The sequence below is a fragment of the Flavobacterium sp. genome, from assembly GCF_035299245.1.
In the GTDB taxonomy this organism is placed as follows: domain Bacteria; phylum Bacteroidota; class Bacteroidia; order Flavobacteriales; family Flavobacteriaceae; genus Flavobacterium.
Map to the genome: position 1 here is coordinate 457,594 of NZ_DATGWY010000004.1, position 16,575 is coordinate 474,168.

The 16,575-nt window shown below is 37.3% G+C and carries 10 protein-coding genes; 5 read left to right on the forward strand and 5 right to left on the reverse strand.

Annotated features, from left to right (window positions below; translation table 11 throughout):
* Window positions 1-39 precede the first annotated feature (39 nt).
* Entirely contained in the window at window positions 40-2,664 is a 2,625-nt protein-coding gene (locus tag VK161_RS03610; RefSeq protein WP_324213392.1) for a tail fiber domain-containing protein, read from the forward strand.
* Between the two features lie 19 nt (window positions 2,665-2,683).
* Window positions 2,684-3,196, forward strand: coding sequence for a hypothetical protein (locus tag VK161_RS03615; RefSeq protein WP_324213393.1), 513 nt, complete (start codon window positions 2,684-2,686; stop codon window positions 3,194-3,196).
* A gap of 95 nt (window positions 3,197-3,291) precedes the next feature.
* On the opposite strand, the gene VK161_RS03620 is transcribed toward VK161_RS03615, so the two are convergent.
* The 3 genes from VK161_RS03620 to VK161_RS03630 all read right to left on the reverse strand — a co-directional run bounded on the left by VK161_RS03620 (window position 3,292) and on the right by VK161_RS03630 (window position 8,098).
* A complete protein-coding gene (locus VK161_RS03620) occupies window positions 3,292-5,262 on the reverse strand; it encodes a tetratricopeptide repeat protein (protein ID WP_324213394.1) in 1,971 nt (656 codons plus the stop codon).
* Between the two features lie 68 nt (window positions 5,263-5,330).
* Window positions 5,331-7,397, reverse strand: a complete 2,067-nt coding sequence (locus VK161_RS03625) for a tetratricopeptide repeat-containing sensor histidine kinase (protein WP_324213395.1) — start codon at window positions 7,395-7,397, stop codon at window positions 5,331-5,333.
* Window positions 7,394-8,098, reverse strand: a complete 705-nt coding sequence (locus tag VK161_RS03630; protein ID WP_324213396.1) for a LytTR family DNA-binding domain-containing protein — start codon at window positions 8,096-8,098, stop codon at window positions 7,394-7,396. Before VK161_RS03630 ends, VK161_RS03625 begins: the two co-directional genes overlap by 4 nt.
* Window positions 8,099-8,251: 153 nt before the next feature.
* On the opposite strand from VK161_RS03630, the gene VK161_RS03635 reads away from it, so the two are divergent.
* From VK161_RS03635 to VK161_RS03645, 3 genes are all read left to right on the forward strand, one after another.
* Window positions 8,252-11,464, forward strand: coding sequence for a tail fiber domain-containing protein (locus VK161_RS03635; protein WP_324213397.1), 3,213 nt, complete (start codon window positions 8,252-8,254; stop codon window positions 11,462-11,464).
* 9 nt (window positions 11,465-11,473) lie between these two features.
* Complete coding sequence (locus VK161_RS03640) at window positions 11,474-11,971, forward strand: T9SS type A sorting domain-containing protein (RefSeq protein ID WP_324213398.1); 498 nt, start codon at window positions 11,474-11,476, stop codon at window positions 11,969-11,971.
* Window positions 11,972-12,074: 103 nt separating this feature from the next.
* Complete coding sequence (locus tag VK161_RS03645) at window positions 12,075-13,649, forward strand: hypothetical protein (protein WP_324213399.1); 1,575 nt, start codon at window positions 12,075-12,077, stop codon at window positions 13,647-13,649.
* Between the two features lie 87 nt (window positions 13,650-13,736).
* Here VK161_RS03645 and VK161_RS03650 read toward each other — a convergent pair whose 3' ends face one another.
* Together VK161_RS03650 and VK161_RS03655 are read right to left on the reverse strand one after the other, a co-directional pair.
* Window positions 13,737-15,836 (reverse strand): tetratricopeptide repeat-containing sensor histidine kinase, encoded by a 2,100-nt coding sequence (locus VK161_RS03650; protein WP_324213400.1) that lies wholly within the window; start codon window positions 15,834-15,836, stop codon window positions 13,737-13,739.
* Window positions 15,833-16,537: a LytTR family DNA-binding domain-containing protein gene (locus tag VK161_RS03655; protein ID WP_324213401.1), complete on the reverse strand. Its 705-nt coding sequence runs from the start codon at window positions 16,535-16,537 to the stop codon at window positions 15,833-15,835. Before VK161_RS03655 ends, VK161_RS03650 begins: the two co-directional genes overlap by 4 nt.
* Between the last annotated feature and the right edge of the window lie 38 nt (window positions 16,538-16,575).

The following is a 16,575-nucleotide window of genomic DNA, read 5'->3' on the forward strand; positions in this document are numbered from 1 at the left end:
ATTTCAAATACTTTGTTTTTGGAATTTTACCTCAAAAAAATGAAACGTTATCTCATTATAATTTTCGGAATAGTTGGAATGAATTGCTTTTCGCAAGTCGGAATCAACACGACTTCGCCCGAAGCACAATTGGATATTCGTTCGAGTAATCAAGCGGCGCCAAGTAATACAGACGGACTTTTGATTCCGAAAGTAGACGATTTTCCACTGACCAATCCAACAGCAGCACAACAAGGAATGTTAGTCTATTTGACCACAACATCGGGTGTTAACGAACCCGGATTTTACTATTGGGATGACGCAACTGTAACTTGGATTCCGATTACCAAAGATACCAAAGCGTGGTCGGTGAATGGAAACGCCGGAACCAATCCAGCCACTCATTTTTTTGGAACTTCAGATGATGTGGATGTACTTTTTAAAAGAAATAATATTGAGTCGGGAATACTCAACAGTTCCAACACTGCTTTTGGCTTTAGTACCCTAAATAGTGGCGTCAATACTGGTTTTTCTAATACCGCTTTTGGTGTAGGTACTTTGGGGGCGAATACGAGTGGTTTCCGCAATTCAGCTTTCGGAAATGGAGCGTTGTTAAATAATACAATCGGTACATCTAATAGTGCCTTTGGTTTGGAAGCCCTACGCGAAAATACAACAGGAATTTCCAATACGGCTATTGGAAGAGGTTCCTTGCTTTCAAATACTTCTGGAAATTACAATACAGCTGTGGGAAGGGATGCTTTAACCACAAATAGTACCGGAATTTATAATACCGCCATGGGTGTTCAAAGTATGAATACCAATACCACCGGAAACTACAATACCGCAATTGGTGGAGCATCACTTAGTTTCAACACCACCGGAATCGAAAACACGGCAGTAGGTTTGTCGAGCCTTTTTTCGAATACGTCAGGAAGTAGAAATGTTTCGGTCGGAAACGCTAGCTTGGGCAATAATGGAACAGGAGATTTTAATGTGGCTATTGGTTATTATTCACAGGCTGTTTCTTCTGGGATTTCGAACTCGACTTCCGTTGGTACTTATTCACTTTTTGGAAACGTCACCGGAATTGAAAATACTGCTATTGGTTTTGAGTCCATGAGAACTAACGTAAGTGGGGATTACAACACAGCCACAGGTCATCATTCGCTGAGATTAAACACTGTCGGATTGGAAAATACAGGAATAGGTGCGTATGCATTAGCTTCGAATTCATCTGGAAGCTACAATACATCTTTAGGGACAAGTTCGTTGCGTAATAATACCACAGCCAATTCGAACACCGCAATTGGTTGGCGATCGATGTGGGTCAACACTACTGGTTCAAACAATACGGCTGTGGGTTCGGGTTCGCTGAGTTCGAATACCACAGGTTATTCTAATGTTGGAGTTGGATTTGATGCCTTGAGAATCAACACAACCGGAGTTAATAATACAGGAATAGGAACCAATGCATTAGGAAATTCTAATGGCAGTTACAATATTGCTTTGGGTGATGCAGCATTGTATTCGAATACTTTGGGTAATGCCAATACGGTTATCGGAACTTTTGCGATGTCGGCAGGAACAAATACAGCCAATAATAATGTTGTGGTTGGTTATTTGTCGGCACAAAACAACGCAACAGGTTATGACAATACTGCTGTGGGAACACTTTCCTTACGAAACAATACATCAGGATTTTTGAATGTGGCTCTAGGTTCTAGTAGTATGCTCAACAATATAAATGGTTGGGCTAATGCTGCAGTTGGTGTTGAATCGTTGCGTAACAATACGGTTGGAATTGGCAATACGGCAATGGGTTATCGAGCCAATTTTTCGAATATTTCGGGTAATGATAATACGGCAGTTGGCAATCAAGCAATGCTGAGTTCTACTTTAGCTTCGGCTAATACTGCGGTCGGGACTTTTGCCTTGCAAGCTAATACTGTGGGTGATTTTAATACTGCAGTTGGAAGAAGTAGCTTGTTTTTAAGTACATCCAACCGAAATACAGCGATTGGTTCTGGAAGCATGGAAACCAACACAACTGGAGCCGGAAATACCGCTGTTGGTGCTTTTGCTCTACAATTTAATTCATTAGGAAGCAACAATACAATAATCGGTAGGCAAGCTGGCGGAAGTGCGGGTTTCAATCCGTCTAATTTTGGAGCTTTTGGCTATGTTTCGGGTTATGTTGGGATGAATAGTAATACCATCGAAGTGGGAAATACCAGTGTAAATTGGATCGGTGGTCAAGTTGGATTTTTCAATTACAGCGATGGTCGAATCAAGAAAAATGTTCAGAATAATGTGCCTGGATTGGCATTCATTACGCAACTTCGACCTATAACCTACAATTTTGACCTTCACAAACAAAATGAAATTGTTTACAAAGGTGTTGATGTAGGCGATTGGGAAGGGAAATACGATTTGGAAAACACAGTACAAACCGGATTCATAGCACAAGAAGTAGAAGCTGTTGCTCAGCGTTTAGGATATCAATTTAATGGTGTTCAACCTCCCAAACACGAGAAAGATTTGTACAGTGTTCAATACGCCTCTTTTGTTGTTCCGTTGGTAAAAGCCGTTCAAGAACAACAAGAAATTATTGAAAATCAGAACACCAAAATACTGTCGTTGGAGCAACGATTAAAAGACTTGGAAGAGAAATTAAAGCAGTAACTCTAAAATAAAAATAATCATGAAATTAACCAAAAGAGCGTTGAAAATACTATTTTTTGTATTCATCAGTTTGGAAACCGTAACCTCATTTGGACAAGTTCCGCCGCCAGGTAAATATGATACAACGAATTACCCAGAAGACCGAGCATTCATCAATTCTATTTCAAATATTTTTGATCCTTCATTGTCCTTAAATGACAATTCGATAAGTATTGGAGCCGACGGTTCAATTGCATATGGACTGGAAGAAGAATTTCAAAAATTTGCTCGAAATGGTATGACGTTTAAATCGGTTGAATCGGTTCCGGGTACCGAATTAGTTCGAATTTTTAACGGACAAACCGCTATAAAAACCAAAGTAGCCAATGTGGTTTTTTCTACTCCAGAAGGAGATTTACATTTTAAAGTCATCAGAGCCGAAACGTACATTAAAGATAATGGGAAATGGTATTTTGTTTTAGGTCAAGGAACCAATTTTATGACGCAAGAAGAATTTGATGAATATAAAAAAGCGCATACAACTAAACCATAAAATGTACATTTGCTACAACCAATTTCAACCAATAGAAAGGATTGAATCTTTTTAATTCCCCTTCTTTGAAGGGGTGACCGAAGGTCGGGGTAGTTTTACAACTTCAAAGTAATCGTCGTTCCTTCATTTACTTTTGTATCGACTTTTATTTGACAATCAATCGCCTTAGCCAAATCGCGAATCAAATGTAAACCCAAACCCGATTTGATTCCGCTTACTTCTTTCTCGTCGTACAAGGCTTTGAATTCTTCATCTGTAGCGCCTTTTCCATTATCAGTAATTGATAAATAGGTGTTTCCATTCTCCTGAAATGCTTTCCAAATAATCATCGGATGTGGAACATTGACTAAAGCTTTCACTGCATTTCCAGTTAAATTTCGAACGATGGTTTTGAGGTAATTTTCGTCGGTTACTAATGTTAAATTGCTCGGGTTTTCAAACTGAAATTGAATGTTTTCCACACTCGAAAAGTGTTTTTTAGTGTCGTCAAAAAGAGTAGCGATCTGAAATTGTTGTGGTAGTGGTTTGAAGTTTTCCATCTGACTTTTACTCCATTGTAAAATGTCTTCCATTGATGCCAAGAGATTTTCGGCACCCGTCATTGTTTTGTCTTGCATGCGTAGGATGCTTTCTTCGTCGAGCAATTCTGGACTTTCTTTTTGCAATTGTAAAAAGAATACCAAATTGGCTACAGGTCCGCGTAAATCGTGATTCAAAATACTAAAAAATCGGGTTTTGGCTTTGTTGGCTTCGTCGAGTTCTGAATTTAATAATTGTAATTTTTGATTGGTTTGTTTTCGTTTTCTACTCTGATAAAAAAGCAATCCTCCGATGATTCCCAAGAAAGCCAGACCTGCAATCAGGAACCATTTTTGCTTTTCCTTATTTTCTAATTTGATTTTGTTTAACTGAATTTCTTTGTTTCGTAAATCGATGGTTCTTTTGTCTTCAATGTTTTTGATGGTTTCCCGATTGTCCGAATTAAAAACAGAATCTTTAAACTTCACTGAAGTCTTATAATGATCCAATGCTTGTTTGTGATTTCCGAGTAATTCTTCGGTCTGAGAAAGGAGGTCATAGTCAAAATGCAATTCGCGTAAGCTTTCCATTTCACTGTGAATAGCAATGGCGGTTTTGAAATTCGATGCTGCTTTGTTGAGTAAAACAGCATCATTATTTTTCGATTTTGCAATTTGTAGGTAAATATCACCCGATAAACTTGCATTAAAAGCAATGATTTGTTTATCGCCGCAGTCATTACTCAAAAGAGCAGATTGATTACTATAGTAAATGGCTTTTTCGTAATCTTTTTTCTTGAAATAGGCATTAGAAATTGCTCCAACAAACAAAGCGACACTCGATTTATTTCCTATTTCTTCATTGTATTTTACGGCATTTTTATAATTCTCAATTGCTTTTTCGTAGTTGTTCATCTCATTGTAAACATGACCGATATTGCCCAAATTAACAGCCATATTTCCCTTATTGTTGATTTTTTGGTTGATGGCCAATGCTTTTTTGTAATACTCAATCGCTTTGGAGTTGTTTTTTAAATCGAAATACACTATTCCAATGTTCGATAGAACAGCAGCAACACCTTTATTATCGTCCAACGATTCGTATAGTTTTAATGATTTAAAATCGTAATCTAAGGCTTTAGTATAGTCATTTTGATACGTATACAAAACACCCATTTCTTTATAAATTTTACATAAGAGTTTTTTGTCCGAAGTGCTATTCAATGCCTTGTTGTAAAATTGTAATGCCTTCTCAAAATCAGAATTAGAGCTGTAATTGGCGCCAATGGTATAGTAACCCAAGGTGATTCCTTTTTTCCATTCGACTTTTTTAGAAAGTGTTAATAGATCTTGACCATATTGTAATCCTTTTTTCGGATTGATGATGGTGTAGTTGATGGAAATATCATATAAAAGAGAAGCTTTTACGGTATCTTTTTTAGTTTTTCCCAATTCAGTTAGTAAGGAATCAATCAAAGGTTGTCCGTCTTTTTGGGAAAACGAATGGTGCCCAAAAATCAATCCCAATACTAAAAGTAATTTTCTCATAATAGATCGTTTAATTAGTATGCTAGAAGAGCAACAGTTCCTTTTTTTTAGCAAAAGATAATCATTAATTACAACTTCAAAGTAATCGTCGTTCCTTCATTTAGTTTAGAATCGACTTTTATTTGACAATCAATAGCCTTAGCCAAATCGCGAATCAAGTGTAAACCCAAACCCGATTTGATTCCGCTTACTTCTTTCTCATCGTACAAGGCTTTGAATTCTTCATCTGTAGCACCTTTTCCATTATCGGTAATCGACAAAAAGGTGTTTCCATTCTCATGAAATGCTTTCCAAATAATCATCGGATGTGGAACATCGACCAATGCTTTGATTGCATTTCCAGTCAAATTACGAACGATGGTTTTGAGGTAATTTTCGTCGGTTACTAATGTTAAATTGCTCGGGTTTTCAAACTGAAATTGAATGTTTTCCACACTCGAAAAGTGTTTTTTAGTGTCGTCAAAAAGAGTAGCGATTTGAAATTGTTGTGGTTGTGGTTTGAAGTTTTCCATCTGACTTTTACTCCATTGTAAAATGTCTTCCATCGATGCCAAAAGGTTTTCTGCTCCCGACATGGTTTTGTCTTGCATGCGTTGGATGCTTTCTTCATCGAGCAGTTCTGGACTTTCTTTCTGCAATTGTAAAAAGAATACCAAGTTGGCTACTGGTCCGCGTAAATCGTGATTCAAAATACTAAAAAATCGGGTTTTGGTTTTGTTGGCTTCGTCCAATTCTGAATTTAATAATTGCAATTTTTGGTTGGTCTGTTTGCGTTTTCTACTCTGATAAAAAAGCAATCCTCCAATAATGGTCAACAGAAAAAGGCCACCAACAAAATAGTATTTTTGTTTATTGGCTGCGTCAATTTGAAGGTTTTTGTTTAGAATTTCTTGCTTTTTTGCATTGTTTTGATACTTGGCCTCCATTTCAGCAAGGTTTTTTTTTGCTTTTTCAGCCAATAGTTTTTCTTGTAGTTCGTTGTAAATTTTTAAATGATGATAAGCAAGATTTTTATTACCAAGACCATCATAAGTATCGGCAAGTAGTTTTTGTAATGCACTGTTCGCTTCTGGAGAATCTTCTTTAATAATGGGTTCGGCTAATTGTAAAAAAGGCAACGCTTTGGAGTAGTCTTTTTGTTGCAAGTAAATTTTCCCAAACATCTGGTTTACCTGAGCTTTTGAAAAATTACTCGCATATTTTGGCACTAAAGAATTGGCATAATTAGCGTATTCTAGGGCTTTTGCGTTTTGGTTTTTTTCTAAATAGTAATCAGAAAAAAGAAGGTTACTTTCTATGAAATATTCAAAGCAATCACCCAAGTCAACCGTTTTTAAAAAAGCTTTGAATTTAGCGTACCGTTCTTCCGCTTTTGGAAGATCAGGTTGCTTTAAGTAGATGGAAATAAAGTCTTTGTGAACTGCAGCCACACCTTCTTTGTATTTTGCTAAAAAGGGTTCGCTCTCCGTTAAATACTCTAAACCTTTTTGAGGATTTCCCATGGTTACATAGAGTTCGGAAATGTTTACCAATTGAACTCCATAGTTGATAGTATCGTTATAATTGCCTTCTGACAAGTGTTTTTTTCTTCCTTTTAAACCATCGATTTTTAATTGTAACCCTTTTTCATATTGGCCAATATTAATGTAATAATCGGAAATTTCACCTATGATTTTACTTTTCTCAAACTCGTTTCTTGAAGTATCAATTACTTTTTGCAACTCCCTTAAAACACGTTCTCTTTTAAAAGTTGATCCATAATTTTTATAGCTCACCAACATAATTTTTAAAGCTTCAATAGTCCTCTTAGTGTTTTTGGCTTTTCTACCCAACTGTTCAGATTTTTCCATGTAATAGGAAAGACTATCGGTTTCACTTCCAAAATCAAAGGAAACTCCCACGTAGAAGTTAAAGAGCGATAAATTTTTATAATCGTTTTTTGCCGTTAATTGTATGCCTTTTTTGCCTACAATTCTCAACTGTTTATAGTTTTCTACTGCGAGAAATTCATCGCAATATTCAGCCCAAGCTTGTAGTTTCTCTTTTTGGGTTTTAAAGGCAGAAAGATTGGGTTCTTTTTGACTGAAACAAAAAGAGCTCATAAAAAATAGGAAGACAACAAACCGGTTTCTCATACTATAAAATTCAAGTTTTCTTTGAAACTTCTACCAACGGGCAATGTAATTTGATTGTGTAATTCAACTTCTTGAGTGGCTATTTTTTGAATGAATTGTTTTTGAACAGCATACGTTCGATGTATACGAATGAATGAACCAAACTTTTCATCTTGTAAAATTTCACCCAAATTAGAAAGAACGCAGTGGCGCTTGTTTTCGGTCACCAAAATAGTGTAGTTTTTCAACGCTTCGAGGTACAAAATCTCGTGCAGTTTTACTTTGATTTGATCGTGACCTGTTTTCACATAAACCACATCTCCACCGATGCTTGCCTCAAATAAGTTGGCTTTGGTACGAACTTCCATAAACTCTTCAATACGGTTTACGGTTTGTTCAAATCGAGGAAATTTGAAGGGTTTGACAATAAAATCTAAGGTTTGCAATTCAAATGATTCGACTGCATTTTCAGAATGGGACGTGATGAATACACAAACGGGAATGGATAGCGCTTTTTTTCGTAATTCCAAACCAGACGCATTTTTAAGTTCGATATCCAGAAAGGCTACATCAACCGAATTTTCTTCTAGAAACGCCAAGGCTTTTTCAGCTGAATCAAAAACGCCAACAATGCTTAGAGTAGAAAATCGCTTTGCATACGACACCACGACCAATCGGTCCATCTCATCATCATCCACTATAATACAATCGAAAGGCTTCATAAAAGAGTATTGATGTTCAAATATAGCGATTTTTCTCACCAAAATGCCATTCGTGTATTTAAAATGTCGTTCGTCCTTTTATGGTTTTTTAAAGCCTGATAATGAATCAATTTTGTTGAGCTTAAATGATTGTAACTACTTAAACTTATACAAATGAAAAAGTTAGCACTTATGGTACTGCTTGTATTGATTGCCCAATTTGGGTATTCGCAAGTCGGAATCAACACCACAACTCCCAATGCACAATTGGACATTCGGTCGAGTAATCAGGTTACTCCAAACAATACCGACGGAATCTTAATTCCGAAAATCGATGCCTTTCCATTAACTAATCCCACCGCAGCGCAACAAGGCATGATGGTGTTTTTAACCACAACTTCTGCGGGAAAGTCACCTGGATTTTATTATTGGGATAATGTAACAGTAAGTTGGATTGGAATTGATGGTGATAAAGGTTGGTCAATTACAGGAAACACAACTATTAATCCTGCTATAAATTTTATCGGAACCACCAATAATTATGAAGTTTTTTTCAGGATGGACAATCAACGTTCTGGAGTACTTAGTAATTCAGATACTTCATTTGGTAAAAATTCATTGGGAGTGTATTCATTAGGTAATGAAAATACGGCTTTCGGAACTCTAGCTATGGGAAGCAATCTTCTTTCCGGAAGTCAGAACACATCGGTTGGGAATAAATCGATGACTGGCAATACATCCGGTAGTTTTGGTACAGCAATAGGATATCAGTCGCTTCATTTCAACACAACTGGAAGTATGAATACGGCCAACGGATATCAATCTCTTTATACCAATGTAACTGGTGGCAATAACACAGCAACGGGAGGATATTCACTTCGTGCCAATACAACCGGAAATAATAACACTGCAAATGGATATTCTGCGCTGTATTCGAATACAACGGGTAGTTTTAATGTTGCCACTGGTTTTTCTTCACTGTATAGCAATACAACAGGAACACTCAATACAGCAAATGGTGCAGCGGCACTGTATTCAAACACTACTGGTTATGAGAATACAGCTACTGGTGCAGGTTCACTGTATACCAACACAACGGGTTATCAGAATGTGGCTAATGGCCTCGATGCGATGTATTTTAATACGACTGGTTTTTCAAATACCGCAACAGGATACCGTTCACTGTATAATAATACAACAGGAAATTCCAACACAGCTTTTGGAGCTACAGCACTTCGTTTTAACACTAACGGAGTTAACAATACTGCTACTGGGTTTGCAGCGCTTCATTCCAATACAACTGGGTCAGTGAATACTGCAAATGGATTTAATTCTCTTTATTCCAACACAAATGGATCTCAGAATACAGCAATCGGATCCAATACCCTATACGCCAATACAACTGGGAGTAGAAACATTGCCACCGGATCGGCCTCGCTTTATGATAACACTACAGGGAATGAAAATGTTGGATACGGGTTTTACACGCTTACCAGCAACACAACCGGAAACCAAAATGCAGCAGTTGGTGATTGGGCGCTGAGCAATAATAATACAGGAAGCGACAATGTAGCGCTTGGAACCAATGCACTGCTTGGCAATAGAGCCGGTTCAAAAGCGGTTGCCATCGGAAAAAACGCGATGGCATATTCAAACGTTACAGCAACCTCATTTGATAATCATAATATAGCGGTTGGATATGAAGCTTTACGTGGGCCATCATCATCAGTATCCAGTACTGGGAATTTCAATACGGCTGTAGGGTTTCAATCCATGACGATTATTTCAACAGGAAGTGGAAATTCTGCCGTGGGTGATCGTTCTTTAAACGCCAATACGACCGGAAGCTTCAACAATGCATTTGGTTTTTTTTCATTATTGAATAATACCACAGGTTCACAAAACAACGCACACGGCTCAGAATCATTATTGAATACTACTACAGGAAATAACAACTCAGGTTTTGGTTATCGTGCACTCAACGGAAATACTTTAGGTAATGAGAATACCGCTGTTGGGAATGCTTCAATGCTTCTTGGTAGTGTGGCAAATAAAAACACTGCAATCGGCGCAAGGACACTTGCCTCGCAAGCATTTAATAATGGTGGAACACCATACGACACCAACAATGTGGCAGTAGGTTATGAGGCATTATACAGTAACAATCCAACAAGCAATCAAGACGGTATCAACAATGTGGCTGTAGGAAGTTATGCCCTGCAGCAAAACACCTCAGGATTTGCCAATGTGGCAGTCGGAACCAATGCTTTACAAGGTAATACAACGGGTTTTATCAATACCGCTTTGGGTCATTCAGCCTTAAGCGCAAATTCTACTGGAAGTTACAATACAGGTGTCGGCAAACAGTCGTTGTACAACAACATTTCCGGCGTCCAAAACACAGCTACTGGTGACCAGACGATGTACCTGAATACTACAGGAAATTATAATACCGCTACCGGACGTAGTGCGCTGTATAGCAATGTTTCGGGAAACTTCAATACGGGCAACGGATTTGGCGCTCTTTCAAGCACTTTGGGCAATAACAATACCGCTTTGGGAGCGTTCTCCATGTTCACTAATAGTGTTGGAACGGGCAATGTTGCTTTAGGTTATCAAGCAGGTTATAATGAATTGGGTTCAAACAAACTATACATTGAAAACAGCCTTTCATCATCTCCTTTAATTTACGGCGAATTTGACACCGATTTAGCTCGAATAAACGGGAACTTCAGAGTGAAATCGACAACCATTGCAAGTGCAGAAATGCAGGTAAAAAATAGTAATCTTTACAATCACCCAGCAGACAATAACTTAAATTTTGGAACGGGTGGCGGTTACTTTATGGTCTCAACACAAGATGCAAGCGCAAGTTCTGAAACTGTAGGAATCAGGGGCGATGGTGATAATGTTTCCATTTGGTCTCCAGGTGATGGCGGACGTCAATTGCGGATTTTAGATGAAGATGCATGGACAGACAACAACGGAAACCCATACGACAATGCAGCCGAAGTTGCCTACATAGCACCCAACGGTCAGTATTTTCAAGTATCCGATAAAAACAAAAAAGAAAACATCGCTAAAATTGAAGATGCTTCCACGAAAATTTCAAAAATTTCAGGATACACTTATCAGTATAAATTGAAGCCACAAGAAATAGAAAAAGGGCAAAAACAAGTTGTAGCAAGTGGCGTTTTAGCACAAGAAATAGAGCAAGTTTTACCCGAAGCAATTCAGAAAAACGAAAGCGGTGAATACTTTGTCGATTATTCAGCCATAACACCTTTACTAATCGAAGCGATAAAAGAACAAAACGCCAAAATCAAATCGCTGGAAACCACCAATGCCGAAATCCTAAAACGATTGGAACTATTAGAAAACAAATAAATTGAAATTATGAAATCAATATCACAAAAATTAGTGAAACAACTACTTTCTTGTTCTATTTTCTTTGCACTATTTTCTGCTTCTGCCCAACAAGCATCAGTTGCTACGGGTGGAGATGCAACAGGAAGTAATGGTTCATCAAGTTATTCCATCGGACAAGTAGCGTATATTAACGCAACAGGAACTAACGGTTCCATCAACCAAGGAGTACAACAACCTTTTGAGATTTTTACTTTGGGAGCCGATGAATTTCCTGAAATACAATTGATGATGAGCGTGTATCCCAATCCGACAGCATCATTCGTTATATTAAACATTCAAAACCATTTATTAGAGAAGGTTCATTTTGAATTGTTTGATTTGAACGGTCGACTCATTCAATCGCAATCCATTACTACTTCTGAAACCCAAATTGCTATGGAGCATCTCGCATCAGCAGTGTATTTGCTCAATGTGATGGAACAAAATAAAGTTTTAAAAACCTTTAAAATTATTAAGACTCAATGAGACAGTGTTTTTTATAAAAAAACATGCAGTCGAATTAGTCCCGAAAGCGAAGCGCATCGGGAACAACATACTAGAAATACAATCAAATTTAATTCAATATACCATGAAAAAATCATTACTATTCATAACCCAATCAGTTTTGTTGCTTTCTGCCTTGTTCGTTCTGCAGTCTGCATCCGCGCAAGCACCACAAAAAATGAGCTACCAAGCGGTCATTCGTAATGCAAGCAATGCATTGGTTTCTAATGCTAATGTTGGAATACGAATAAGTATTCTTCAAACTTCTGCAACAGGTACAGCAGTCTACACCGAAACCCATCAACCTTTAACCAACACTAATGGTTTAGCTACTTTTGAAATTGGCGGAGGAACGGTTGTGTCGGGAAATTTTGCAACCATTAACTGGGCAAACGGACCGTATTTTGTCAAAACGGAAACCGATCCAACAGGCGGAACCAATTACACTATTTCGGGAACATCGCAATTGTTAAGTGTGCCTTTTGCGTTGTATGCCGCCAGCGGAAATCCTGGCCCACAAGGTCCACAAGGAGTACAAGGCGCAACGGGTTCGCAAGGTCCAATTGGATTAACTGGAGCAACGGGTCCGCAAGGTCCACAAGGAATCCAAGGTCTAACAGGAGCAACGGGTCCGCAAGGACCAATTGGTTTAACGGGTGCGACAGGTCCACAAGGATTACCTGGAGCAACAGGACCGCAAGGTATTCCTGGAAGCGCAAACATGACGGGAACAGCTAATAGAATTGTAAAATTTACAAACGCTACAACAGGAGGCGATTCACAAATCATTGACAATGGAACGATTGTAAAAATACAACCTTCCAATTATACAGGTTTTAATCCCGAATTAAGTAAAGTAGAAATTTCGGGCAGTGATAATTCGTTGCGTTTAGTTGGTAGCGGTGAATCGTTTGGAGAATTTGGAAAGCTAAATTTTGGAGATGCCGATTTAGTTTACATTAGTGAAGATGAAGATGATAATTTATTGATTAATTCTTCTGGAAGGACTGCTATTATGGGTACTAGTGTTGGAATTGGAACACTAAACCCAAGTGCAAAATTAGAAGTTAATGGAAATACTAAAACTTCAAATATTCAAATCACTAATGGAGCTGGTGTGGGTAAGATATTAACTTCGGATGCTAATGGATATGCAACTTGGGAAACTCCTGCATCAATAGTGCCACCAGCAACCGTAAATCAAAGTTATGTTCAATATGCTGGAGATTTGACGACAACTATTCAAGGTGAAGAAGTAGATTTTCCAACCACAAATATAATTGTGCCCGAAAATGGAACTTATTTAATAACCTATTATTTAGATGCTTACAATACTTTTAGTTTAAATTGTAATTCCCCTTGTACAAGTACTCGATTAGTTCAAACCAGTGCTTATATAGATAATAAAAGCAATAATAACAGATTGCAAACGCAACGAATTGATTTTTTAGATGTAGATTCTTTTCCAAATGGAGCCAATTTTACTCAAGTTTATACTATGCCTGCACATCAAATTTCAGGAAGTATTGTGACTTTTTTAAATGCCAACAACCAAATTGGAATTAAAATGAGAAGTTTTATAGGCGCAAATACTGGCGGACCTGCTGGCGGAGAAATAAAAATTAGAGAATCGAAAATTACATTAATTCGATTGTATTAATCCCAATCTTGAATACAAATAATCTACAAAAAAAAGTTAAGTAAGTAGTTTTAAGCAGAAATTGGCCCGACGAAAGTTGGGCCTTTTTTAGAATTTCAAAGTAATCGTCGTTCCTTCATTTACTTTAGTATCGACTTTGATTTCACAATCGATCGCTTTAGCCAAATCGCGAATCAAATGCAAGCCCAAACCGGTTTTGATTCCCACTACTTCTTTGTCGTCGTACAAGGCTTTGAATTTGTCTAAAGTCGTTCCCGGACCATTATCTGAAATGGATAAAAAAGGGGTTCCGTTTTCTTGAAATGATTTCCAAGTGATGGTTGGTGTCATTCCGAGCGCAGCGTGGGAATCTTTTTCATTGTTAGGGACAAAGTGTTCTAAAGCTTTCACTGCATTTCCGGTTAAATTTCGAATGATGGTTTTGAGGTAATTTTCATCGGTTACTAATGATAAATTACTCGGGTTTTCAAATTGAAATTGAATGTGTTCTTCACTCGAAAAATGCGCTTTTGTATCGTCAAAAATACTTGAAATAGAGATGGTTTTCGGTTGAGGTTTAAAGTTCTCCATCTGACCTTTACTCCACAACAGTATGTCTTCCATCGAAGTCAGTAAATTTTCGGCACCTAAAATTGTTTTGTTTTCTAAACGTTGTTTGCTTTCTTTATCCAACAATTCGGGATTGTCTTTTTGTAGGTGTAAAAAATGAATCAAATTGGTCACCGGACTTCTCAAATCGTGATTCAAAATACTAAAGAAACGCGTTTTGGTTTTGTTGGCTTCGTCCAATTCGGCGTTTAATAGCTGTAGTTTTTCGTTGGTTCGTTTTCGATTTTGATTTTGTCGGTACAATAATCCAGCAATAATTCCGAAAAGAATAAAACCAAGAGCCAAGTATATTTTTTGCTTACGTGAACTTTCAATTTGCAGATTTTTCAGTTTATTTTCAGTTGAAAGAGCATTGATTTTTTCTTGTTTATTTTGATTCTGAAATTTAGCTTCAGCATTGGCGATACTTTGTTTTCCAGATTCCAACAACATCGCCTTGTTGCTGTTGCTGTAATCAATGTGATACTGATACGCTTTTTTCCAATCGCCTAAACCTGCATAACATTCCGCAATTTTTTCATTAATGATGATGTACGATTCTTTGTCAAATTCATACGCATATTGCAAGGCGCTTTGGAGTGTTTTTATCGCTTCGGAATAGTTTTTTTTCTCAAAAAGCACTTTTCCTTTGGATATATTGGCCTCCATTACAATTACCTCGTCATTTGATTTTAACGCATAATTTACCGCTTTTTCTGCGTAATAAGTTGCCTTTGGAATGTCTTTTTTAATGATGAAATATTCCGACATATACCGATTGGCCGAGCTAATATTCAAATGCAACGAATCGTTTTTACTGACTAATTTATAGGTGTTATCATAATATTTTTTGATGCTGTCGTATTTCCGGAGTTCTACAAAACACTTAATGTAATCATTGTATAAGTAAGCCAATGCATTGGGCGATGTTTTCAAATACGGATAGGCATAATTAGAATACTCAATACTCTTTTTGAACTGCTTCATTTTAAGGTAAGCACTGGCGATCTGAGAGTAGGAAACACCTATGTTTACGATGTTCTTTTTGTCGTCTTTCGGAAATTTTTTGCGGTAGTCAATGGCTTTTAATTTGTATCCAATGAACTTCTCATACGCCGATTGATCGAGATGGTATTCGCCCAGGCTACCGTTTAAGATTCCTTGTGTATAGACACTTTTTGTGGTGTCCAAAACCTTTTCTATGTAACGGATTAAACTATCGCGTTTGGCAAATTGCTTGGTCGAAAAATAGAGGTAATTCAACCGCATCAAAGCCAGCGTTTCTTCTTTTAAATTCTTTCCTTTTTGCGAATGATACAATGATTTTTCGTAGTACGGAACTGCTTTTTCGTAGAGATTATTATTGTACTCGTAACCGTAGGCTTTAAAATAATTGAATCGTGCTTGGAAATACGTATTGTTTTTGGATTTGTTTATGCCTACTGTGGCAAGGTCGATTAATTTTTGGAATTCCCGACGTTGTAAAAGAGTGTCGCATTGAATAGTTAATTTCATCAATTCTGAGGCCGATGGTTTCTTATTTTGTTGTCCGAATAACAAAATAGGAAGGCACAACAACATCAGTAATTGTCTTCTCATGCAATCAAATTTAAGTTGTCTTTGTAACTTCTTCCAATCGGAATGACAATATTGTTTTCCAATTCAATTTCGTACGAATTTATTTTTTTAACAAATTGTTTTTGTACAGCAAAACTTCGGTGAATTCGTACAAAAGACTGAAAATGAGCTTCTTTCAACAATGTCCCGATGCTCGAAAGTACACAATGTCTTTTTTGAGAAGTAACCACCAAAGTGTAATCTTTTAAGGCTTCCAAATACAAAATATCATGCAATTTTACTTTGGTTTGTTCGTGACCTTCTTTGATGTAAATTGCATCGCCACCTAAGCTCGAATCGAATAATTGCGCCTTGAACTTGATTTCCATAAATGCCTCAATACGCTGAATAGTTTGCTCAAAACGATCCATTTTTAGCGGTTTTACTATAAAATCTAAAGCTTCTAACTCGAAACTTTCAACAGCATGTTCCGGATGCGCAGTAATGTAGATGCAAACTGGAACCGTCATCGCTTTTTTCCGGAACTCAAATCCACTTAAAGTAGGCATGTCGATGTCTAAAAAAAGCACATCAATATCTTGGTTTTCCAACAAAGGTAAAGCATCTTCTCCATCCTCAAAAACACCCAAAATGTTCAGTTGTGGAAACCGCTTTGCATACGAAAGCACCGTTAATCGGTCTATTTCATCATCATCTATTATTATGCAATTGAGTACTTTCATCTTTTTTCTGTGTAACCAAATTTATAAAAAAAAATAAT